This is a genomic window from Actinoallomurus purpureus (assembly GCF_024055795.1).
Taxonomy (GTDB): Bacteria; Actinomycetota; Actinomycetes; order Streptosporangiales; family Streptosporangiaceae; genus Actinoallomurus; species Actinoallomurus purpureus.
In genome coordinates this window covers 26447-48022 of record NZ_JAMXMY010000018.1, presented here as the reverse complement: position 1 = coordinate 48022, position 21576 = coordinate 26447, and the positions used below count along the sequence as shown (strand labels likewise).

General features: G+C 69.9%; 21 protein-coding genes. 10 read left to right on the top strand and 11 right to left on the bottom strand.

Features of this window, described 5'->3' with window-relative positions; all coding sequences use genetic code 11:
* Positions 1-111: 111 nt before the first annotated feature.
* Positions 112-1944: an acyl-CoA dehydrogenase gene (locus NE236_RS29110; RefSeq protein ID WP_252845381.1), complete on the bottom strand. Its 1833-nt coding sequence runs from the start codon at positions 1942-1944 to the stop codon at positions 112-114.
* Positions 1945-2207: 263 nt separating this feature from the next.
* On the opposite strand from NE236_RS29110, the gene NE236_RS29105 reads away from it, so the two are divergent.
* From NE236_RS29105 to NE236_RS29095, 3 genes are all read left to right on the top strand, one after another.
* Positions 2208-3866, top strand: coding sequence for an APC family permease (locus tag NE236_RS29105; protein WP_252845380.1), 1659 nt, complete (start codon positions 2208-2210; stop codon positions 3864-3866).
* A 108-nt stretch (positions 3867-3974) separates the two neighbouring features.
* Complete coding sequence (locus NE236_RS29100) at positions 3975-5462, top strand: hypothetical protein (RefSeq protein ID WP_252845379.1); 1488 nt, start codon at positions 3975-3977, stop codon at positions 5460-5462.
* 15 nt (positions 5463-5477) lie between these two features.
* The gene (locus NE236_RS29095; RefSeq protein ID WP_289851019.1) at positions 5478-6224 is read left to right on the top strand and encodes an SDR family oxidoreductase; all 747 of its coding nucleotides are present in this window, start codon (positions 5478-5480) and stop codon (positions 6222-6224) included.
* A gap of 6 nt (positions 6225-6230) precedes the next feature.
* Here NE236_RS29095 and NE236_RS29090 read toward each other — a convergent pair whose 3' ends face one another.
* The 3 genes from NE236_RS29090 to NE236_RS29080 form a co-directional block, all read right to left on the bottom strand.
* Complete coding sequence (locus tag NE236_RS29090) at positions 6231-6830, bottom strand: rhomboid family intramembrane serine protease (RefSeq protein ID WP_252845377.1); 600 nt, start codon at positions 6828-6830, stop codon at positions 6231-6233.
* A 92-nt stretch (positions 6831-6922) separates the two neighbouring features.
* The gene (locus NE236_RS29085; protein WP_252845376.1) at positions 6923-7180 is read right to left on the bottom strand and encodes a WhiB family transcriptional regulator; all 258 of its coding nucleotides are present in this window, start codon (positions 7178-7180) and stop codon (positions 6923-6925) included.
* The gene (locus NE236_RS29080; RefSeq protein ID WP_252845375.1) at positions 7180-7416 is read right to left on the bottom strand and encodes a hypothetical protein; all 237 of its coding nucleotides are present in this window, start codon (positions 7414-7416) and stop codon (positions 7180-7182) included. Before NE236_RS29080 ends, NE236_RS29085 begins: the two co-directional genes overlap by 1 nt.
* 90 nt (positions 7417-7506) lie before the next feature.
* Here NE236_RS29080 and NE236_RS29075 point away from each other — a divergent pair, with 90 nt between their 5' ends.
* The 5 genes from NE236_RS29075 to NE236_RS29055 all read left to right on the top strand — a co-directional run bounded on the left by NE236_RS29075 (position 7507) and on the right by NE236_RS29055 (position 13276).
* Positions 7507-7956, top strand: coding sequence for a GNAT family N-acetyltransferase (locus tag NE236_RS29075; protein ID WP_252845374.1), 450 nt, complete (start codon positions 7507-7509; stop codon positions 7954-7956).
* A 214-nt stretch (positions 7957-8170) separates the two neighbouring features.
* Entirely contained in the window at positions 8171-8908 is a 738-nt protein-coding gene (locus NE236_RS29070; RefSeq protein ID WP_252845373.1) for a hypothetical protein, read from the top strand.
* Positions 8905-10065: a glycosyltransferase family 4 protein gene (locus NE236_RS29065; RefSeq protein ID WP_252845372.1), complete on the top strand. Its 1161-nt coding sequence runs from the start codon at positions 8905-8907 to the stop codon at positions 10063-10065. Before NE236_RS29070 ends, NE236_RS29065 begins: the two co-directional genes overlap by 4 nt.
* A 110-nt stretch (positions 10066-10175) precedes the next feature.
* On the top strand, positions 10176-10763 hold the full coding sequence (locus NE236_RS29060; RefSeq protein WP_252845371.1) for an SLATT domain-containing protein: 588 nt from the start codon (positions 10176-10178) through the stop codon (positions 10761-10763).
* 203 nt (positions 10764-10966) lie between these two features.
* Positions 10967-13276: a beta propeller repeat protein gene (locus tag NE236_RS29055; protein WP_372494454.1), complete on the top strand. Its 2310-nt coding sequence runs from the start codon at positions 10967-10969 to the stop codon at positions 13274-13276.
* 136 nt (positions 13277-13412) lie between these two features.
* On the opposite strand, the gene NE236_RS45565 is transcribed toward NE236_RS29055, so the two are convergent.
* The 7 genes from NE236_RS45565 to NE236_RS29020 all read right to left on the bottom strand — a co-directional run bounded on the left by NE236_RS45565 (position 13413) and on the right by NE236_RS29020 (position 19439).
* A complete protein-coding gene (locus tag NE236_RS45565) occupies positions 13413-14072 on the bottom strand; it encodes a hypothetical protein (protein ID WP_504915093.1) in 660 nt (219 codons plus the stop codon).
* Positions 14073-14376: 304 nt separating this feature from the next.
* Complete coding sequence (locus NE236_RS29045) at positions 14377-14856, bottom strand: RICIN domain-containing protein (protein WP_252845369.1); 480 nt, start codon at positions 14854-14856, stop codon at positions 14377-14379.
* Positions 14857-14994: 138 nt separating this feature from the next.
* On the bottom strand, positions 14995-15489 hold the full coding sequence (locus NE236_RS29040; RefSeq protein ID WP_252845368.1) for a ricin-type beta-trefoil lectin domain protein: 495 nt from the start codon (positions 15487-15489) through the stop codon (positions 14995-14997).
* A 146-nt stretch (positions 15490-15635) separates the two neighbouring features.
* Positions 15636-16862, bottom strand: coding sequence for an ABC transporter permease (locus tag NE236_RS29035; RefSeq protein WP_252845367.1), 1227 nt, complete (start codon positions 16860-16862; stop codon positions 15636-15638).
* Positions 16859-17641, bottom strand: a complete 783-nt coding sequence (locus NE236_RS29030) for an ABC transporter ATP-binding protein (protein WP_252845366.1) — start codon at positions 17639-17641, stop codon at positions 16859-16861. The genes NE236_RS29035 and NE236_RS29030 overlap by 4 nt, the downstream gene beginning before the upstream one ends.
* Before the next feature lie 5 nt (positions 17642-17646).
* Entirely contained in the window at positions 17647-18843 is a 1197-nt protein-coding gene (locus NE236_RS29025) for a peptidoglycan-binding protein (RefSeq protein WP_252845365.1), read from the bottom strand.
* 14 nt (positions 18844-18857) lie between these two features.
* A complete protein-coding gene (locus NE236_RS29020) occupies positions 18858-19439 on the bottom strand; it encodes a hypothetical protein (RefSeq protein ID WP_252845364.1) in 582 nt (193 codons plus the stop codon).
* Positions 19440-19630: 191 nt separating this feature from the next.
* Here NE236_RS29020 and NE236_RS29015 point away from each other — a divergent pair, with 191 nt between their 5' ends.
* Together NE236_RS29015 and NE236_RS29010 are read left to right on the top strand one after the other, a co-directional pair.
* A complete protein-coding gene (locus NE236_RS29015; protein ID WP_252845363.1) occupies positions 19631-20284 on the top strand; it encodes a response regulator transcription factor in 654 nt (217 codons plus the stop codon).
* 1 nt (position 20285) lies between these two features.
* On the top strand, positions 20286-21518 hold the full coding sequence (locus NE236_RS29010; protein ID WP_252845362.1) for a sensor histidine kinase: 1233 nt from the start codon (positions 20286-20288) through the stop codon (positions 21516-21518).
* Positions 21519-21576 lie beyond the last annotated feature (58 nt).

Genomic DNA, 21576 nt, shown 5'->3' with positions numbered 1-21576 from the left:
GCGTTCGGGGGCGGGCTGGGCGCGACCGGGGGTTCGGCTGTCGGGGGCGGCGGAAATGCGAGGTCCCCGCCGCCGGGTGGGCCGGGGCGGGGACCTGGAGCGGAGGTGCGGTCAGAAGGCCTCTTCGGGGAGGTCCATCAGGTCTCCCGTGGTGGCCTCGGTGATGGCGCGCTCGGCGGCGATCTTCGGTAGCTGGGTCGCGCAGAAGAACTGGGCGGCCGCGATCTTGCCGGTGTAGAACGCCTTGTCGGACTCAGAGACCTCGCCGCCCAGCCTGGTGAGCGCGATCTCCGCCTGGCGGCACAGCAGCCAGGCGATGACGACGTCGCCGAGGGCCATGAGGAGGCGGGTGGTGTTGAGTCCGGCCTTGTAGATCTCCTCCGGGCGCTCCATCGAGCCGAGAGCCCAGCCGATCATGGGGTTGAGGATGCCCTGGGCGTCCTCGAGGGCCTTGCCGAGCAGGGCCCGCTCCTTCTTGAGCCGGCCGTTGCCCGCCTCGCTCTCCACGAACTGCTTGATCTGCCCGGCGAGGTGCTGCAGCGCCTCGCCGTTGTCGCGCAGGATCTTGCGGAAGAAGAAGTCCATGCCCTGGATCGCCGTGGTGCCCTCGTACAGAGAGTCGATCTTGGCGTCCCGGATGTACTGCTCGATCGGGTAGTCCTGGAGGAAGCCGGAGCCGCCGAGGGTCTGCAGCGACTGGGTCAGCACCTCGTACGCCCGCTCGGAGCCGACGCCCTTGACCATCGGCAGGAGCAGGTCGTTGACCTTCTCGGCGAGCTTGTCCGGCTCGCCGGCGGCCTCGGCGAGCTGCACCTTGTCCTGGTAGCTGGCGGTGTAGAGGACGAGTGCGCGCATGCCCTCGGCGTACGCCTTCTGCAGCATGAGCAGGCGGCGTACGTCGGGGTGGTGGGTGATGGTGACGCGCGGCGCGGCCTTGTCCGTCATCCTGGTCAGGTCGGCGCCCTGCACGCGCTCCTTGGCGTACTCCAGCGCGTTGAGGTAGCCGGTGGACAGCGTCGAGATCGCCTTCGTGCCGACCATCATCCGGGCCTGCTCGATGATCATGAACATCTGCTTGATGCCCTCGTGGACGTCGCCCACGAGGTAGCCGACGGCCGGGTGCTTCTCGCCGAAGGTGAGCTCGCAGGTCGTGGAGACCTTCAGGCCCATCTTCTTCTCGACGTTGGTGACGTAGGCGCCGTTGCGCTCGCGGAGCTCACCGGTCTCGATGTCGACGAGGTACTTCGGCACGACGAACATCGACAGGCCCTTGGTGCCCGGTCCGGCCCCCTCGGGTCGGGCCAGCACGTAGTGGATGATGTTGTCGGCCATGTCGTGCTCGGCGCTCGTGATGAAGCGCTTGACGCCCTCGATGTGCCACGTGCCGTCGGGCTGCTGGATCGCCTTCGTACGGCCGGCGCCGACGTCGGAGCCGGCGTCCGGCTCGGTCAGCACCATGGTCGAGCCCCAGTGCTTCTCGATGGCCATCTGGGCGAGCTTCTTCTGCTCCGGCGTGCCGATCTCCCACAGCAGCAAGGCGAAGCTCGGGCCGCTGGAGAACATCCAGATGGCCGGGTTGGCGCCGCAGATGAGCTCCGCGACGGCCCAGTGGAGGCTGCGGGGCGCGTTCATGCCGCCGAGCTCGGTCGGGAGCTCGAGCCGCCACCACTCGGCGTCGTTGAAGAAGGCCCGGAAGGACTTCTTGAAGCTCTCGGGCATCGTGACCGTGTTGGTCTCGGGGTCGAACACGGGCGGATGCCGGTCCGCGTCCTCGAACGACTCCGCGAGCACCCCGGTGGCGAGGCGGTTGACCTCGTCCAGGACACTGCGCGCGGTGGCCTCGTCGACCTCGCCGAACGGTCCGGTTCCCAGGATCTCCTGACGGCCGAGGACCTCGAAGAGGTTGAACTCGATGTCACGCAGGTTGCTCTTGTAGTGCCCCATGAACACCCCGTTGCTCTCGGGCGGGCGGGTCGCACCCGGTCACGTACCAGTCAGTAACACGATGATGTTACCCGCGAGTAGCTGGGCAGACAAACTCTGTCCCGAAATATGGGCGTTTCTATAGCAACGGGCGGTAGCGAGAGCGGGGATGTCTCCACGTGACGGGAACACTCGCCCGGGTGATCGCCGGACCAGGACAGCGGCCGTACTCCCGGTCGCCGTCCCGCCCCCTCCGCGACGTCACGGGGCAGGAGGAGGTTTCCATGGTCACGGAAGCGCCCGCTGGGAAGCTCCGGCGAGAGGTCGGCCTGATCGGCCTGACCTTCTTCTCCCTCGGCTCCATCATCGGATCGGGCTGGCTCTTCGGCGCGATGAACGCCGCCAAGCACGCGGGCCCGGCCGCCGTGCTCGCCTGGCCGCTGGCCGGCGCCATGCTCATGGTGCTCGCGCTCATCCACGCCGAACTCGGCGGCATGTACCCGATGGCGGGGGCGACCGTGCGGTTCTCGCACTACGCCTTCGGCGGCTTCGGCGGCTTCACCATCGGCTGGGCCAGCTGGATCTACTCGATGGCCATCGCGCCGATCGAGGTGCAGGCGTCGCTGACGTACGCCTCCGCCATCGAACCCCTGCACTGGCTCACCCACAAGGTGCACGGCACGGCGGTCGTCACCTTCCCGGCCGGCTATATCGTCGCCGGGCTGCTGATGCTGCTGTTCACGATCATCAACGCACTCGGGGTCAAGGTCTTCGCGACGGCGAACACCTACTCCGTCTGGTGGAAGATCGCGATCCCGGCGATCGCCGTCGTCACCCTCCTCTTCTTCCTGCACCCGGAGAACTTCTCCGCGCAGGGCGGCTTCTTCCCCGCCTCCACGAACGGCATCAAGGGCCTGTTCCTCGCCCTGCCCCTGGGGGTGGTCTTCGCCGAGCTCGGCTTCGAGTCCGCCGTCGAGATGGCCGGCGAGGCGCGCGATCCGCGCCGTCACGTGTGGCGCGCCGTCATCTACTCCACGCTCATCGGCATCACCATCTACACGCTGCTGCAGGTGGCGTTCCTGGGCGCGCTCAACCCGAGCGACATCGCGCACGGCTGGCCGAATCTCAGTTTCACCCATGACATCGGCCCGTACGCGGGGCTGGCCACCGCGCTCGGCCTGACGTGGCTCGTCGTCCTGCTGTACGCCGACGCGTTCATCTCGCCGACCGGAACCGGGCTCATCTACACCGGCACCCAGGCACGCCTGCTGTACGGCATGGGCCGCGAGCGGTACATCCCCGATCGGTTCGCCTTCGTGAACCAGCGCGGCGTTCCCATCTTCGGCATCATCTTCGGCTGGATCATGGGGATGATCCTGTTCCTGCCCTTCCCGGGCTGGGAGACGCTGGTCTCGTTCATCACCTCGGCGGCCGTGCTGATGTACACGGCGACTCCGCTGGCCATGGCGCATCTGCGCCGGGCCGATCCGTACCGCGACCGGCCGTTCCGGCTTCCCGGCGCGGCGTTCCTGAACCCGCTCGGCTTCGTCTTCGCCAGCCTGCTGCTCTACTGGGCGAGCTGGCAGACGGTCTGGCGGCTGCTCGTCGCGGTGGTCGCCGGCTTCGTGCTGTTGGTCATCTCGTACTACGCCCGGCCACCCGCGGAACGGCCCCGGCTGGATATGCGGCACTCTGTCTGGATCTGGCCGTACCTCGTCGGCATCGGGATCATCTCCTATTACGGCGCGTTCCCCGGCGAGGGCGGGCTGTTCAGATCGCACCAGGTGCTGCCCTTCGGGTGGGACTTCCTGGTCGTCGCGGCCTTCGCGCTGGTCATCTACTACTTCGCGCTGGTCACGGCCCTGCCGTCCGAACGCGTCCAGGAACACGTCGCGGCGGACGACTTCGAGGTCGCGGTGGAGCCGACGGCGCGCGCGGCCTGACGGGGCCGGCCGGATCGCGGCCCGCGCTTCGCTCGAGGGGGGCCACGTCCGGGGCATACGTGGCATTCGCCGCAAGATGGTGATCAGAAACGCCTACGATGACGGTCTGTGCCCGATTCCCTCGCTTCCGTCGCCGCCTGGCTGGGCGGCCGGCGCCCCCGCCTGACCCGGCCCGAACAACGGCTCTGGGCCGCGTACGCGACGGGGACGCTGGTGTCGCTGGGCGACGAACGGCCCCCCATGACCGGTGCCCCGGACCGTACGATCCGGGCCGAGGTGATCTCCGCCCTCCTGCTCGGCGCGTGCGAGCCGAGGCCCGGGCACGTGCCCGCCGTACGCCTCCGCGGGGCGCGCATCACCGGGCTGCTGAACGTCTCCGGCGGCGAGGTCGGCTGCGAGCTCCGCCTGGAACGCTGCGTCCTGGAGGAGGCGCCGGACTTCTCCAACGCGCGCGCCCGGCAGATGCGCCTCAATGCCTGCCGCCTGCCCGGCTTCGACGGCGGCGGGCTGCAGGCGGACGGCTACCTGAGCCTGTCCGAATCGCTGATCGACGGCGAGGTGCGGCTGATGCGCGCATCCCTGTCCGGCGGGTTCCGCATGAACAGCGTGCGGCTGCGCAACCCCGGCGGCTACGCCGTGTACGCCGGCGGGCTCACGGTCGACGCGGGCGCCTACATCCGCAACTCCGACATCACCGGCGAGATGCGCCTCACCGGTGCCCGCATGACCGGCGGACTCTTCATGTACGGGACGACGCTGCGCGACCCGCACTGCGTCCTCGACGGCGGCAACATGATCGTCCAGGACCGCATGGAGTGCAGCGCGGGCTTCACCGCCGAGGGCCCGGTACGCCTGCGCGGCGTACGGATCGACGGCACGCTGTCATTCGACCAGGGCGCGATCCGCGCGCCCGGCCGGCGTGCCCTGCATCTCAGCCACGCCACCGTGAAGGAACTCATCCTCGTCCCCCGCGAGCCGATCCAGGGAGAGGTCACGCTGGGGTACTCGCGCATCGACGTCATCCTCGACCGGCCCGACGTCTGGCCGGAGCGGTTGCGGCTCAACGGCCTCGTGTACGAGACGCTGCGCGGCGAGCCCGAGGAGGGCCAGCGGCTCGACTGGATCTCCCGCGACCCCCACGGCTTCCGCCCGCAGCCGTACGAGCAGCTCGCCGCCTGGCTGCGCAGGATCGGCCGGGACGACCTGGTCCGCAAGTGCCAGCTGGCCAAACAGCGGGCCCGGCGACGGCAGCTCCGCCCGCTCAGCCGGGCGTGGGGCGTCCTGCTCGACTGGACGGTCGGGTACGGGTACCGGCCCTGGATCGCCGCCGTGTGGCTGGTGCTGCTCGTCGCTCTCGGCACCGTGGTCTTCAGCATCGACCACCCGCACACGATCAAGCAGCCGGAGGAGCGGCCGCACTTCCACGCGCTGATCTACACGCTGGACCTGATGCTCCCGATCGAGACCTTCGGGCAGCGCACCGCGTGGGACCCGATCGGATGGTCCCGCTGGCTGGCCTGGACCCTGACCGGCACCGGGTGGATTCTCGCCACCGCGCTGATCTCCGGTGTCGCCCGGGTGCTGCGTCCGTCCTGAGGGCCGCGCGGGAGAATGAGGCGCGTGGGTACCTACTTGATCACCGGAGCCACGGGCGGCATCGGCTCGGCCGTCGCCGATCTGCTGTACGACGCCGGGCACGCGCTCATCCTCCTCGGGCGGTCCGGCGAGCGACTGGCGGAGACCGCCGCACGGCTGACCTACCCGGATCCGGTGACGGCGCCGCCGGCCGTCGAACCGGTGGCCAGGCCGGCGGCCGAGAGCCGTGTGCGCACCGTCGCGATGGACCTGTCCGACCCTCGGCGGATCGAGGCGTCACTCGCCGACGTCGACCTCCCGCCGCTGGACGGTGTCGTGCACAGCGCCGGCGTGGTCGGTCTGGGCACCGTCGCGGAGGCGCAGCCGGACGCGTGGATCGAACAGCTCCTGATCAACGCGGCGGCCCCCGCCGAACTGACCCGGCTTCTGCTCCCGGCGCTGCGCGCCGCCCGCGGCCATGTCGTCTTCGTCAACTCGGGGGCAGGGCTGCGCGCCAACCCCGGGTGGGGTGCGTACGCGGCCAGCAAGCACGCGCTGCGGGCCCTCGCCGACTCGCTGCGGGCGGAGGAGCCGGAGATCCGGGTGACGTCGGTCTACCCGGGGCGTACGGCGAGCGAGATGCAGCGCAAGGTCCGGGCGCAGGAGGGCGGGGAGTACGACCCGGAGGCGTACATGTCGGCCCGTACGGTCGCGACCGTGATCGTGAACGCGCTCATGACGCCGCGCGACGCGACCGTGACCGACGTCAGCGTCCGCGGCTGATCCGGCTCAGGCGCGCTGGCGGGTGAGGCGGGCGGCGAGCACCCCGCCGATCAGTCCGAACAGGTGGGCCTGCCAGGAGATGCCCGGCTGGCCGGGCAGCACACCGAAGATCATGGTGCCGTAGACCAGGGCGATGAGCACGCCGACGAGGATGTCCAGCACGCGGCGTTCGAAGAAGCCGCGGGCCAGCAGGTAGCCGAAGTAGCCGAAGATCAGGCCGCTCGCGCCGATGGTCACGGCGTTCGAGGCGGCCAGGAACCACACGCCGAGGCCGCTCACCACGATGACGATCAGGCTGACGGCGATGAAGCGGCCCGGGCCGCGCAGCGCCGTCAGGAAGCCGAAGATCGCCAGCGGCACCGAGTTGGCCATGATGTGGTCGAGGTTGGCGTGCAGGAACGGCGCCGTGAAGATGTGCCACAGGGAGTGCACGTTGTGCGGCTGGATGCCGTACTCCGGGGTGAGCTCACCGCCGTAGTTGGCCACCTCCACCAGCCAGCAGGCGCCGACCAGCAGGACGGTGATGATCACCGCGCCGAGCGCGCGGGAGGCGTGGTGGACGATTCCGTCGCGGGGGGAGCGCGCGGTGATCGGGGTGTCGGCCATGGCGCAACCGTACGTCGCGGGCCGTCCGCGCGAAACAAGACTCCGGCCGCTCTTCGCCTCGGCGCCGAGCGGCCATCGCGGGCGGGTGTTCCTCAGTGCCAGGCGGGCGCGGCGGGCAGCGGCTTCAGGCGCAGGTAGCGGCGCTCGTCGGGGGTGGTGCCGCCCCAGACGCCGGCCGACTCACCCGCGCGGAGCGCCCAGGCGAGGCAGTCCGACACGACGGGACAGCTCGCGCATACCTGTTTGGCCTCGGCCACCTGGTCCAGGGCCGGACCGCTCGCGCTCACCGGGAAGAACAGCTCGGGGTCGACGCCTTGGCAGGCCGCGAGGTCCGTCCAGTGTTCGATCATTACGATGCCTCCAGGTCGAACAGGGCCGCGAGGGTCTCGGGGCGCGCCTCGGCACGTCTCCGGACCGGCAGCAGCCGATCGATGATCTGCCGGAGTGATGTCTCCACGACGCCGAGGTGATCCTCGGCGAGCGAGGGGACGCGGCGGGCGAGCCGGGTGAGTTCGTCCGCGACCAACTCCTGGCAGTGGCGGTCCAGGAGACGGCTGGGAACCTCTGTCACCGAGGGTGCGGTCACGCCGCCTCCTGCGCTCGCTATTGACGAATCGTAGTACTACCAAATGTAGTACTACAACCGGTCGTGTCAATTCCGGCTAAAGTTTCGAGCGTGCCCGCCAACGTGATCTTCCGTACCGCCGCCAAGGACGACCTTGCGGCGATCGTGGCGCTCCTCGCCGACGACGCGATCGGCGCCGGCCGCGAGGGCGACATCGAGGCCTACCGGACGGCCTTCGCCGACATCGACGCCGACCCGCGCAACCATCTGGTCGTGGCCGACATCGACGGCGAGGTCGCCGGCACCCTGCAGCTCACGTTCATCCCCGGGCTCAGCCGGATGGGCACCGAGCGCGCCCAGATCGAGGCGGTCCGCGTCGGCAGCGCGCACCGCGGCCGGGGCCTCGGCCACCAGATGATCGACTGGGCGATCGGCGAGGCGCGGCGGCGCGGCTGCGGTCTCGTCCAGCTGACGTCGGGCAAGAGGCGCGGGGACGCCATCCGCTTCTACGAGTCGCTCGGCTTCGAAGCGACCCACGAGGGCATGAAGCTTCCGCTGTAGCACTCACCGCCCCACACGGGCGGGAAGCACGTACGACGGGACGCGTCGGCGGGTACGCTCCGCCATCGGGATCATCGCGTAAACCGTGATCGGTCACCGTGCGTCTTCAGTGCGAATCACTCGCGCAACCGCTTCAAGCGCTTAGCCCTGCGTTTACCCGGTTGTTGGTTACATGACCGGGCAATCAGGTAGGACGAAGGGATCACACCCAGCGATGATCGTACTCGCCGCGTCGGCACGCCTCGACGCAGACGATGTCCTGCGGATCCGCTGGGCCGAGCCACCGGCCGACGACACGACGCTCACGCTCCGCCGGGAGGGCACCGTGCACACGGTCCGCCTCGACGGCGAGGTCGCCGACCTGTCGCAGCTGGACCTGACCGACGGCACCTGGTCGGTCCACGCGGCCGACGCCGAGGTCGCCACGACCGATCCCGGCTTCTCCCTCGACGGCCTGGTGGAGTACGCGCGCCGGTCCCGTACCCGCGCGCTGCGGACCTTCCGCGACCCCTCGGGAGGTCTTCGGGTCGGCGTCCGGTCGGTCACGCCGTACGCCGAGGTCACCACCGTCCACCCCGGCGAGGAGAAGCTGGTGCTCGAGGGCTTTCTCGCCTACGGGGCGACACCCGCCGCGGACCGGGTCGTCGCCACCCGGCGCAAGACCGGCGACACCGTCATCGGGGAGGCGACCGTCACCGGCGACCGCTGGCACGCCGAACTGCCGAACGCCTCGTTCGCGGTGGAGACCGAGCGGAACTTCTGGGACCTCGAGTTCGGGGGGCTCACCGTCGCCACGTGGCTCGACGACATCCCGGAGAAGAAGACCAAGGTGCGGTTCCCGGCCCGGCACGTCGCACGTGACACCGACCGCGTACGGGTGCGCGCCTACTACACCGACCAGGATGAGCTCGCGATCGCCACCACGGTGGTCGCGAACGCGGAGGCGTCATGAAGGTCTCGATTCTCCTCATGAACGCCTACGGCATGGGCGGTACGATCCGCGCGACGTTCAACCTCGCCGACGAGCTGGCCCTGCGCCACGACGTCGAGATCGTCAGCGTCTTCCGGCACCGCGAGAAGCCGTTCCTGCCGCTGTCCGACCGCGTGACGTTGACCAACCTGATCGACCTGCGGGCCGAGGCGAAGAAGTGGTGGCGGTTCGGCTTCGCCTCCCGCATCAAGAAGCCCAGCACGCTGGTCCACCCCGACGAGCGCGCGTACACCAACTTCAGCGCCGAGAGCGATCGCGCGCTGACGCAATACCTCGGCGAACTGCGGACCGACGTCCTGATCACCACCCGGGCCGCGCTCAACATCGCCGCCGCGCGGCTGGCCCGCGACGGGATCACCCTCGTCGGGCAGGAACACCTCCACTTCGGTGCGCACAAGCCCGGCGTGCTCGAGGAGATCCGCAGGTGGTACCCCAAGCTCGACGCGGTCATCACGCTGACCGACGCCGACCACGCGGAGTACTCGCAGCTGCTCGAAGGCCACCCCACCCGGGTGTACCCCATCGGCAACGGGCTGCCCGACCAGCCACGCCCGCAGTCCCGGCTGGACAACCGCGTCGTCCTCGCCGCCGGCCGGCTGGTCAAGGTCAAGGGGTACGACCGGCTGCTCGACGCGTTCGCCAAGGTCATCGAGAAGCGGCCGGACTGGAAGCTGCGCATCTACGGCAGCGGGACGAACGCCGAAAAGCTGAGCAAACGCGCCCGTTCCCTCGATCTGCACAACAACGTCGCCTTCATGGGGCCGACCACCGACATCGAGGGCGAGCTGGCCAAGGCGTCTCTCCACGTCATCACCTCGCGGTTCGAGGGATTCGGCATGACGATCGTCGAGGCGTTCGCGGCCGGGGTGCCGGTGGTGTCGTTCGACTGCCCGCAGGGCCCCCGGGAGATCATCACGCCCGGCCACGACGGCATCCTCGTGCCCGACGGTGACATCGACGCGTTCGCCGACGCCCTGCTGTCGCTCATGGACGACCCCGACCAGATGCGGCGGCTCGCCGACAACGGCCGCGAGACGGCGCTTCGCTACCGGATCTCCGAGGTCGCCGCCCGCTGGGACGCGGTGTTCACGGACCTGCGCCGACCCGGAGCGCGGTAGTCCATTCCTCGGTCAAGGGCGTTCCCGTTTTACGTCGGGAGCCTCTCCTCGCCGCCACGACCCGCTGAATCATCGGCGTCATCATCGGCGAGTAATCGAGGGGAAACGCCATGGTCGACAACGAACTCTTCGGCGGAACCGAACCCGCGTGGCGCGCGACGGTCGCCGCCGAGCTGTACCGGATCGAGGAACACTGCGCGCACTCGGCGCGCGCCCAGGCCGAGACGGTGAAGATCTGGCGCGTCCTCAACCTCTGGCTGGGGTCCTCCGCCGTCCTGTCCGCCGGGGTGGCCGGCAGCCTCGTGCTGGCCGGCGACCGCTTCCCTCTCATCGCGGGAGGGCTGGCGCTGGCCGCCGCGCTGCTCACCACGGTCATCAGCATGGTCGCGCCCGGCCGCAAGGAGAACCAGGCGGCCGAGGCCGCCAAGGCGTACCGATCGGTGGAGACGGCCGCGCGGCAGTCCCGCGAGGTCGACCTGCCGGGCCACGCCTTCACGCAGGCACGGCAGGTGCTCGACGAGCTGACCGGCCGCTGGCACGCGGCGCTCCGCAACGCCCCGCCCGCCCCCGCCTGGGCGCAGCACCGGGCAGGGCGCAAGCGGTACGTCGAGCGGGCCGAAGAGGTCATGACCGAGCGCATGAGCGACATCGTCCGCGTCTTCCAGAGCCCCCGGCGCGCGGCCGACCAGCCGGCCTGACCGCGGCCCCCGTATGGTCGAACGACGTCCGCGATGACACGCGTTTCATGCCCGTTTCCGCTGGTCGCGCCGGCCCTTCGTGAAAGGCCGTCGAACGGCGCATCGAATCGTTGACGGTCGCGACACGCCAGTGTGAGCGTCGTCCTTGATCGGCAGTCTGTGTGCTCGCCTCCCGGAAGCGCTGCCGAGAGAGGAGTCCGTCGATGCGCAGGAATCCGGTCGGCGCGTTCACGGCCGCGCTGGCGGCCGCGATCATGGTCCTGGCGGGTCTCGTCGGTCAGGTCGCCGCCGGCGGCGCGGCCTCCGCCGCGGAGTCGTACACCTGGCGCAACGTCCAGATCGGGGGCGGCGGGTTCGTCCCGAGCATCGTCTTCAACCAGTCGCAGGCGAACCTCATCTACGCCCGCACCGACATCGGCGGCGTGTACCGCTGGAACCAGGCCGCCGGTTCGTGGACGCCGCTGCTCGACTCGATCGGCTGGACGAACTGGGGGTGGATGGGGGCCGCCAGTGTGGCCACCGACCCCGTCGACCCGAACCGCGTGTACGTGGCCGCCGGGATGTACACCAACAGCTGGGACCCGAACAACGGCGCCATCCTGCGCTCCACGAACAAGGGCGACAGCTGGACCGCCACCGCACTGCCGTTCAAACTGGGCGGCAACATGCCCGGCCGGGGCATGGGCGAGCGCCTGGCCGTCGACCCGAACCAGGACGGCGTCCTCTACCTCGGCGCCCCGAGCGGCAACGGCCTGTGGAAGAGCACTGACTACGGCGCGACCTGGGCCAAGGTCACGTCCTTCCCCAACCCCGGAACGTACAAGCAGGACCCGAGCGACTCCTCCGGCTACCTCAGCGACAACCAGGGCGTCGTGTGGGTGACGTTCGACAAGCGCACCGGCAGCTCGGGCAGCGCTACCAAGACCATCTACGTCGGCGTCGCGGACCCGCAGAACACCGTCTACCGCACCACCGACGGGGGCTCCACCTGGCAGCGCGTCGCCGGTCAGCCGACCGGTTACCTGGCTCACAAGGGCGTGCTCGACACGACCAACGGCTACCTGTACATCGCGACCAGCGACAAGGGCGGCCCGTACGACGGGTCGAAGGGCCAGGTGTGGCGCTACACCACCGCGACCGGCGCGTGGACCGAGATCAGCCCGATCCCGGCCTCCAGCGGCGACAACTACTACGGCTACAGCGGGCTCACCGTGGACCGGCAGCACCCCGGCACCCTCATGGTGACCGGCTACAGCTCCTGGTGGCCGGACACGATGATCTGGCGCAGCACCGACAGCGGCGCGACGTGGACCCGCGTCTGGGACTGGAGCAGCTACCCGAACCGCACGTTCCGCTACACGATGGACGTGTCGTCGGTGCCGTGGCTGACGTTCGGCGCGAACCCGCAGCCGCCCGAGGTCACGCCCAAGCTCGGCTGGATGACCGAGGGACTGGAGATCGACCCGTTCAACTCCGCGCGCATGATGTACGGCACGGGCGCCACGATCTACGGCACGACGAACCTGACCGACTGGGACGCCGGGAAGCAGATCGCCATCAAGCCGATGGTGAAGGGCCTGGAGGAGACCGCGGTCAACGACCTGATCAGCCCGCCCTCCGGCGACGCGCACCTGCTGTCGGCCCTCGGCGACATCGGCGGCTTCCGCCACACCGACCTCGACGCGATCCCGTCGATGATGTACACCCAGCCGAACCTGACGACCACGACGAGCCTCGACTACGCCGAGACCAATCCCGGCTGGATGGTCCGCGTCGGCAACGTCGACAAGTCCGCCAGCCCGAACGTCAACCGGATCGGCTTCTCCACCGACGGCGGCGCGAACTGGTGGCAGGGCAACGAGCCGTCGGGCGTGACCGGCGGCGGCACGGTCGCGGCGGCCGCGGACGGCGGCCGGTTCGTGTGGAGCCCCGACGGCACGGGCGTGTACTACTCGGTGGGCTTCGGCAACTCCTGGACCGCCTCGTCCGGCATCCCGTCCGGCGCACGGGTGGCCTCCGACCGGGTGAACCCGAAGAAGTTCTACGGCTTCTCCGGCGGACGCTTCTACGTCAGCACGGACGGCGGCGCGACCTTCACGGCGACCGCCGCGACCGGGCTGCCGTCATCGGGACGGTTCAAGGCGGTCGCCGGGCACGAGGGCGACATCTGGCTGGCCGGCGGCTCCGGCTCGACGTACGGCCTGTGGCACTCGACCGACTCGGGCGCGACGTTCACGAAGCTGTCGAGCGTCCAGGAGGCCGACAACGTCGGCTTCGGCAAGGCCGCCACCGGCAAGACCTACCCGGCGCTGTACGTCATCGCCAAGATCGGCGGCGTGCGCGGCATCTTCCGGTCCGACGACTCCGGAGCCACCTGGGTCCGCATCAACGACGACGCCCACCAGTGGGGCAACATCGGTGCCGCCATCACCGGCGACCCCCGCGTCTACGGCCGGGTGTACGTCGCCACCAACGGCCGAGGCATCATCTACGGCGACCGTACGACCGGATAACCGGCAGTACGAGGAGCGTCCGGCCAGCGAAGTGCCGGCCGGCCGCCGGAATCGTGGGCCCGCAGTGGGGATAACGTGATCGTCGAGGATTTTCGGCTCTCCGTCGACGAGGATTCTCGACGATCACCGCAACGGCTCAGGGGCAGTCGGCCTTGCATGTGCCGCTGTAGACGGCGATCGACCAGGTGGCCTTTCCTACCGGGTTCTTGGCGAGGTACTGGTCGATTGTCATGCGCTTTCCGTCCTCGGGCTGCACGGACTCGTCGAGGGTCACCTGACTCAGGTCCCGGGTCGGGACGACCGCGGCCTCCAGGTCCACCGGCTCTCCCGGCGGGAGGTATCCGCTTCCCGGCTCACTGAGCGTCACGTGACCGGGGAGGTGGGGGACCCGCTGACAGTCTCCCGAGGCCGATGAGTTCCCCGCCTTCTGCCGGGCGTTGAACCCGGGGGTGCACTGGATGACGATCGCGGTGTTCCGGCCGGTCGGTGTGAAGCGCAGGTGCATCTTGCCGGTCACGAAGTAGGTAGCTCCGCGCGGCCACACCTGGTCGAACGTCAGGTCACGTCCGGTGGCCTCCGCCAGGAGCCAAAGGACGATTTCGGGGACCGGCGCATGGGGGACCTCGCCGCGGTTGATCCATCGGTACGGGGTTTTGTCATGCAGTTGACGATTTTCCCCTGGTATCGCGGAGAGAGCGGCTTTTATGCGGCGGGCGAGGGTTTCGGGACGCCACCCGAGCTGTTCGAGCAAATCCTTCAGCGATGCATTCGGTGTTCCGGTACCACCATCGGTCACGGTAGCCGTCCCTGGCCGGCCGGCGGGTACCGACTGGCCAGAGAACCGGCACGCCGGCCATGAGGTGGAGGGCCGTACGAAAGACTCGGTGAACGCCCTGCTCAAAGCCGTCCGATTGGGACGAGGTAGCCCGCCGCGAGGTTCATCGCCGAGTCTTTCGTACGGCTCTCCCGGGCGATCAGGGTCAGACCGTTCGCAACGCCGTGGGGGGATGCGGGAGGTGCGGAGTGGGGATGACGTGATCGTCGAGGATCTTCGTCGCTCCGACGACGAGGATCCTCGACGATCATGGAGCCGCGGTTGATCAGGTGTGGGTGCCGTACCAGTAGCTGTAGTAGCCGCCGGGCGTTGGCGACTCGGTGTAGACGCCCTGCGAGCTGCCGGGGTCCATCGTGACGTAGTAGAAATCCGCGGTGACGAATGCCTGCGTGGAGTACTGGTACTGGAACAGCTCACCCCAGGCGTTGCGGTCGCAGGTGCTCAGCCAGGTGGAGTTCTTCGAGGTCTTCTTGTCGGTACGCAGGCACTGGTCGGTGCCCCTGGCCCTGAGCAGGTCGAAACCGTTGTCGTAGTTGCTGGGCACCCAGTCCCACTGCTGGTTGGTGGAGCCGTTGCAAGAGGTGGCCCACACACTGGACGTGCCGAAGGTCAGGCACTTACCCGTCTGCCGGTTTTTGAACGTCCAGAACGTGTCGGCATGCGCCGGGGTCGCGACGCAGGTCACGGCCGCCGTGGCGATGGCCGCTGCGGCGGCGAACCGCCTGGTGAAGGGGGGCTTCTTCATGCGAGGAGTCTGTGGGCGATCAAGAAAATCGCCATTACCGTTAGGTGTCGCACTCCCGTATAGATCATGAACTCCATGATCTATACGGGAGTTTCGGCGGGCCGGAAAGGCCGCCCATCGGGAGAGTACAGGGCGCGATCAGGTGTGGGTGCCGTACCAGTAGGCGTAGTTACCGTCCCCGAAGTACGACGTGGTGTAGACGCCGCCCGAGCTGCCGGGGTCCATCGCGAGGTAGTACTCGTTCGCAGTGGTCAATTCCTGCAGGTCTGCGTAGTAGAAGAAAAGCTCACCGGTGGCGTTGCGGTCGCAGGCGCTCTGCCACGTGGCATTCTTCGTGGTCTGCGCGTCCGTGCGCAGGCAGAGCCCGGTGGACCGACTCCTGAGCAGTTGCCATCCGCTGAAATTGCTGGCGATCCAGTCCCACTGCTGGCTGGAGGAGCCGTTGCAGGAGGCGGCCCAAACGACGTCGGTCGAACCGGCGGTCAGGCACTTGCCGGTCTGCCGATTCTGGAACGTCCAGTAGACGGCCGCGGCGTTCGCCGGGGCCGCCGGGACCACTGCGCCCACCATGGCCACGGTGGCGGCGCCTGCTGCTGCGGCGGCGAACCGCCTGGTGAAGGGGATCTTTTTCATGACAGGAGTCTGTTTATGATCGAGAACCTCGGCATGAACGTGCGGCGTCCCCCGCACCAATGGATCATGAACGCATGGTTGCCGGCACGTGATCGCCGAGAGCCACGTCGGTATGAGGGGCCTCTCGGCGATCACTGCCGTACAGGTCAGACCGTGCGCAGCGCCTCGGTCGGGGGCATGCGGGAGGCGCGGAGGGCCGGGAGCAGGCCGGCGATGGCGCCGATCAGGATGGCGGAGCCGATGCCACCCGCCCATGCCTCCGTGGGGATGACGACCGCCCAGTGCTTGGTCGTCGCGTAGATGGCGGTGGCCAGGACGCCGGCCGCCACGCCGACGGCGCCGCCGAGGAAGGCCAGCACGATCGCCTCGGACAGGAACTGGGTGCGGATCTGCCCCTTCGTCGCGCCGAGTGCGCGGCGGAGCCCGATCTCCGAGCGGCGTTCGAGCACCGAGATGATCATGATGTTGGCCACCCCGACCGCACCCACGATCAGCGCGACGACACCGAGGCCCAGGAACAGACTGTTGAACGCCCCGCTCGCGGCCGCGCGGGCGGTGAGCGCGTCGGAGGGCTGGCTGATGTCGACCTCGTTCGGCGACTCGGGGTCGGCGGTCTGGGCCAGGACCTCGTGCACCGCGTTCACCTGGCTCGTCGCGCACCGGACGTACACCGTGCTCGGCGGCCCGTTCGCCGCCTTGCCGCCGGCGATGCTCGTGTAATCGAGGTAGCGCTGGGCGGCCGGGTAGCCGACCAGGGCGCTCGTGTCGATGTCGGGTGCCAGCACCGCCGGCCCCAGGACCCCGGCGACGTAGAACCACTGGCCGCCCAGCCAGATCCGCTGCCCCGAGTGGACACCGTCGATGCCCAACCGTTGCGCGGCGACCGCGCCGAGGACCACGACGGGCTTCGTCGCGGTCGCGGAGTTCAGCCAGCGTCCCTGAGCGACGCCGGCGGCGATCACCGCCGGCAGGTTGAGGCTGGTCGCCCGCACCGTGAGCGCGTTGGTGCTGACCGGCGGGATCAGCGGGCTGCGGTAGACCTTCGCCGTCTCGACGGTGGCCGTGTCGGCCACCTGCTCGACGGCCGTGAGCCGCGAGATCCGCGCGGGCGCCTCCAGAGGCAGCTGGGCCGCCTTCCCGGAGAAGCCCTGACCGCTCTTGGCCGTCAGCAGGTTCGTGCCGAGGCGGTCGATCTCGTGCAGCAGCCCGGCCTGGGACGAGGAGGACAATCCCAGCACCGCGACGATCGCGGCCGTGCCGATCGCGATCCCGAGCGCCGACAGCGCCGACCGCAGCCGCCGGGCCCGGAGCCCGACGCTCGCCACGCGCGCCTGGTCGCCGAGCCTGAGCCGGGCGGGGACCGGGGCGGTCATGATCGGGTCTCCACACGTGTGGGGATCCGGCCGGTCTCCCCGTCGCCAGTGCGTGTGCTGTCGGAGGTGATCAGCCCGTCGCGTACGTGCACCTGGCGGGGGAGCCGGGCGGCCAGCTCCGCGTCATGGGTGATCACGACGATCGTCGCCCCTTCGGCGTTCAGCTCGTGGAGGAGCTCGATGATGGACGCTCCGGTGGCGCTGTCGAGGTTGCCGGTCGGCTCGTCGGCGAGCACGATCGCGGGCCGGCCGACGAGGGCGCGGGCGATCGCCACGCGCTGGCGCTGGCCTCCGGACATCTGGGTGGGCCGGGAGGACGCACGCTGCTCCAGGCCCACGCGGGCGAGCGCCTCGGTGGCCCGTCTCCGCCGCTCGCGTACCTCGACGCCGGCGTACAGCAGCCCGTCGGCGACGTTGTCCAGCACGGTGGAGTGCTCGGCCAGGAAGAACTGCTGGAAGACGAAGCCGATGCTGCGGGCCCGCAGCGCCGAGAGACCGCGGTCGTCGAGGCTGTCGACGTCGACGCCGTCGATCCGGACCGCGCCCGTCGTGGGCCGCTCCAGCGTTCCCATCACGTGCAGCAGCGTGGTCTTGCCGGACCCGGACGGCCCGACGATCGCCATCAGCTCGCCCTTCCGTACGGTGAGGCTCACTCCCCGCAGCGCCCGTACCGGCGGCTGCTCGCCGTACGTCTTGGTCACCGCCGCCAGCTCGAGGGCCGGTGGCGCGCCGCCGTCCCCGGGGACCGGGCCGACGGCGGCGGCCCGGTTCCGTCGCATCGGCCTCATGAGGCGGGCACCACCACTCGGTCGCCCTCGGACAGGTTCCCCGACACCTGGACGAGACCGTCCGCGTTGTCGAACAGCCCCAGCGTGACCGGCACGACGCCGTGCACCCCTCGGGAGTCGACCTTCTCCACCGAATAGCCGCCACCGGCCTGACCGCTCAGCGCGGTGACCGGCACGATCAGCGCGTCCTTCACCCCGGCGGTGGTGATCTGCACCCGGACGGGCGCCTGGTCGAGCGTGCCCGCGTCCTTGGGGTGCCGGAGGGTCACGTACACCGGGATGGTGGCGCCGGCCGACTCGGAGTCCTTGTCACCCGATGAGCTCGCCACCGCGCCGATCCGGCCGACCTTCCCGGACGTCGTCCGGTTGTCCGGCAGGATGATCTGTACCTTGTCGCCGACCTTCACCTGGGACTGCTGTGAGGCGTCCAGCTGTACGGTCACCTCGCGTTCGGTCGACGTCGCCTGCACGACCTGCTCTCCCGGCCTGGCGTTCGTCCCGAGCCTGGCCATCGCCTTGGTGATCCGCAACGGACCGGGCAGGAACACCGCCGCGCCGAGCTTCAGCGACCCGGTCTCATCGGCGCCGATCTTGTCCTGCAGCTTCTCGACCGCCGTTGCGGTCGCCGAGCCGAAGTACTTCGAGTCGGGGTCGAGCTCGGAGCGGTCGGCGTAACCGAGTTTCACCAGGTTGCGGTTGAGTTCGCGCACGTCCTTGCCGCTGTCCCCCTCCGACAGGTCACGGTACGCCGGCCACGTGCCGCAGAGCAGCACCACCGGAGTGTCCCCCGCCCAGTAGAGGACCTTCCCGCACGTGATGTCGTCGCCGGTGCTCGGCACCCAGGTGTAGATGCCGTCGGCGTGGTTGACGACCGCGTAGGGGGTTCCGTCGTCGCGCGCGACGTGCGAGAGCGTGCCGCTCTGGTCGACCTGCGACGACAACGGACCTCGCCGGACGGTGGCGAGCGACGACCCGCCGGCCGCCTGCGGGGCCGGCTTCTTCCCCTCGCCGAACGGCTTCGCGGCGACCGCGATGCCCGCCGCGACCGCCAGGACGAGGACGGCGGCACCGACGCGCACGAACCGGCGCCGCCGTCTCCGCGGCTTGGCAGGCTCGGGCACCGCGACCGGTTCCCGGTCGGGCACGGTCGCGCCGGCGGTCTCGGCCTCCCGGCCGGAGACGCGCGTGCTCACCGGGCCGTCCGAACTCACTGGGTACCGCCCGGAAGCAGCTTCTGGCACGTCTTCTGCGCGGCCTGGAACTGCGGCGAGTTCGGATCGATGCCCGAACCTTGCTTCATGAGGAGCTTCCCGCCGCTCGGGTCGGGGAAGTTGGGCACGCCGTTCTTCCGCATGCACTGGGAGAACTTCAGCATCGCCGGGTCGGGCCGGCCCCCGCCGACGGCTCCCTGCGGCGCGAATGCCTTGCACGCCTGCTGGGCGGCCTTGAACTGCGGCGACTCAGGATCCAGCCCGCTTCCCTTCTTCCCGGTGAGCATGACCCGCCCGTCGGGGGCCGGATCGGGGAACTCCGGCACGCCGTTCTTGCGCATGCACTCGGCGTACTTCACCGCCTTCGTCGAGCCCCCGCCGGCCGCGCCGGCGCCTCCGCCGCCCGAACCGGCCGGCGCGGAGCTCGCGGCGCTCGATGTGCCGCCGGAATCCCCGCAACCCGTGAGCCCGGCACCGGCGATCAGGATGGCCGCCGCCAACGGCCACGCGCGCCGTGCCCATCGCGGCCCGGCAACAGGTCGCGGGCTCCGCGTGGCGACGGTCTCTGTGCTGTTCATGTCTTCGACCTCTCTTGCGGTATCGATGCCGTCGAGCCGTCGCGGCCCGCCGGTGTTCGCGTCGAGGTCAGTTGTACGGATCGGGCGGTCACATCACGGTGTGAGGCACTGTGACCCGGTTGTGACCGGGCGTCGGGCATGCTGACGCCCATGGCCACCGTTACCGGACACGCTCCGCGAGGCGTACGAGGATGAGAGTGCTGGTGGTCGAGGACCAGGTCGAACTCGCGGACTCGGTGGCGCGGGTCCTGCGCCGTGAGGGGATGGCCGTCGACGTCTCCTACGACGGCCGGGACGCGCTCGACCGCGCGTCGTTGCTCGACTACGACGTCGTCGTGCTCGACCGGGACCTGCCCGGGGTACACGGCGACGAGGTCTGCGCCGCGCTCATGGCGGAAGGGCGGCACACCCGGGTCCTCATGCTGACGGCGTCGGGCACCATCGCGGACCGGGTCGAAGGGCTCAGCCTCGGCGCGGACGACTACCTTCCCAAGCCGTTCGCCTTCGCCGAGCTGGTCGCGCGGATCCGGGCCCTCGGGCGCCGCGCGCAGCCGGCCCTGCCGCCGATCCTCACCCATGACGACCTGCGGGTCGATCCGGCTCAGCGGACGGCGTTCCGGGCGGGCGAGCGCCTGGCGCTCAGCCCGAAGGAGTTCGCGCTCCTGGAGTACCTGCTCACCGCGCGCGGCCGTGTCGTGCCCGCCGAGGAACTGCTCGAACGGGTGTGGGACGAGGCGGCCGACCCGTTCACCACCACGGTCAAGGCGACGATCAACCGGCTACGGTCGAAGCTCGGCGCCCCACCCGTGATCGAGACCGTCCCCCGGGGCGGCTACCGAATCTGAGATGCCGATGCGCCGACTCGACCTGTTCCGCCCACGACTCATATCCCACCTGCTGCCGCGCACGGTACGCCTGCGCCTCACCCTGCTCTACGGCGGCCTGTTCGTCGCGTCGGGTGCCGTCCTCCTGACGATCACTTACCTGCTCTTCCGCCACTCCACGGGTCATCTGGTCGTCCTGAACTACGAGCACGGCAGGCCTGCGCCGTCGAGGGGCGACAGCGGCGTCTTCTTGGGGAAGCAGATTCCAGAGGAGATGCAAAGCTTCGCCCGGCAGGCCCGCGAGCAGGCGGCCCGCGATCGGGCCGGCCAGTTGCACCAGCTGCTCGTCCAGTCCGGGATCGCATTGGCGATCATGATGGTGGTCTCGATCGTGCTGGGCTGGCTGGTCGCCGGGCGGGCGCTGCGCCCGCTTCGGACGATGACCACCACGATCCAGCGGATCTCCGCCCGCAACGTGCACGAGCGGCTGGCCGTCCACGGCCCGCGCGACGAGCTCAAGGACCTCGCCGACACCGTCGACGGCCTCCTCGGCCGGCTGGAGACGGCGCTGGGCGCGCACAAGCGCTTCGTCGCCAATGCGGCGCACGAGCTGCGCACACCGCTCACGCTCGAGCACGCCCTCCTGGAGGAGACGCTCACCGACCGCGACGCCACGCTCGCGGCGTTCCGCGCGACGTCCCAGCGTGTGCTGACCATCAGCGAGCAGCAGGGACGCCTGTTGGAGGCACTGCTCACCCTGGCGACGAGCGAACGTGGGCTGGAGCGGCGCGAGCCCCTCGACCTGTCCGAGCTCGTGGGCCAGGCCCTGCTCGCCCCTCGTCCGGAGGTCGACCGGCTCGGGCTCCGGATCGACGTGCGAACGCTGCCCGCACCGGCCGCGGGCGACCCGGCGCTCGTCGAACGCCTCGTGGTGAACCTCATCGACAACGCGGTGCGCTACAACGTCCCCGGCGGACGGCTGGAGGTCGGTACGGCGATTGAGGCCGGTCGCGCCGTCCTGTCGGTGTACAACACCGGGCCCGTCGTCCCGCCGGACCAGGTGGACGGCCTGTTCGCGCCGTTCCAGCGCCTCGGCGGCCGCACCGCCCGGGGCGACGGCGGCCACGGCCTCGGCCTGTCGATCGTCCGCGCCATCGCCACCGCCCACGACGCGACCGTCACGGCGCACGCCTCGCCGGAAGGCGGCCTGGACGTCCAGGTCCGGTTCCCCTCCGGTCCGGCGGCCATGGAGTAAGACTCCCGCCACGACCGACCGCGCTGCCGGACCGTGGCGTGCCGGGCGTTGGCCGTTC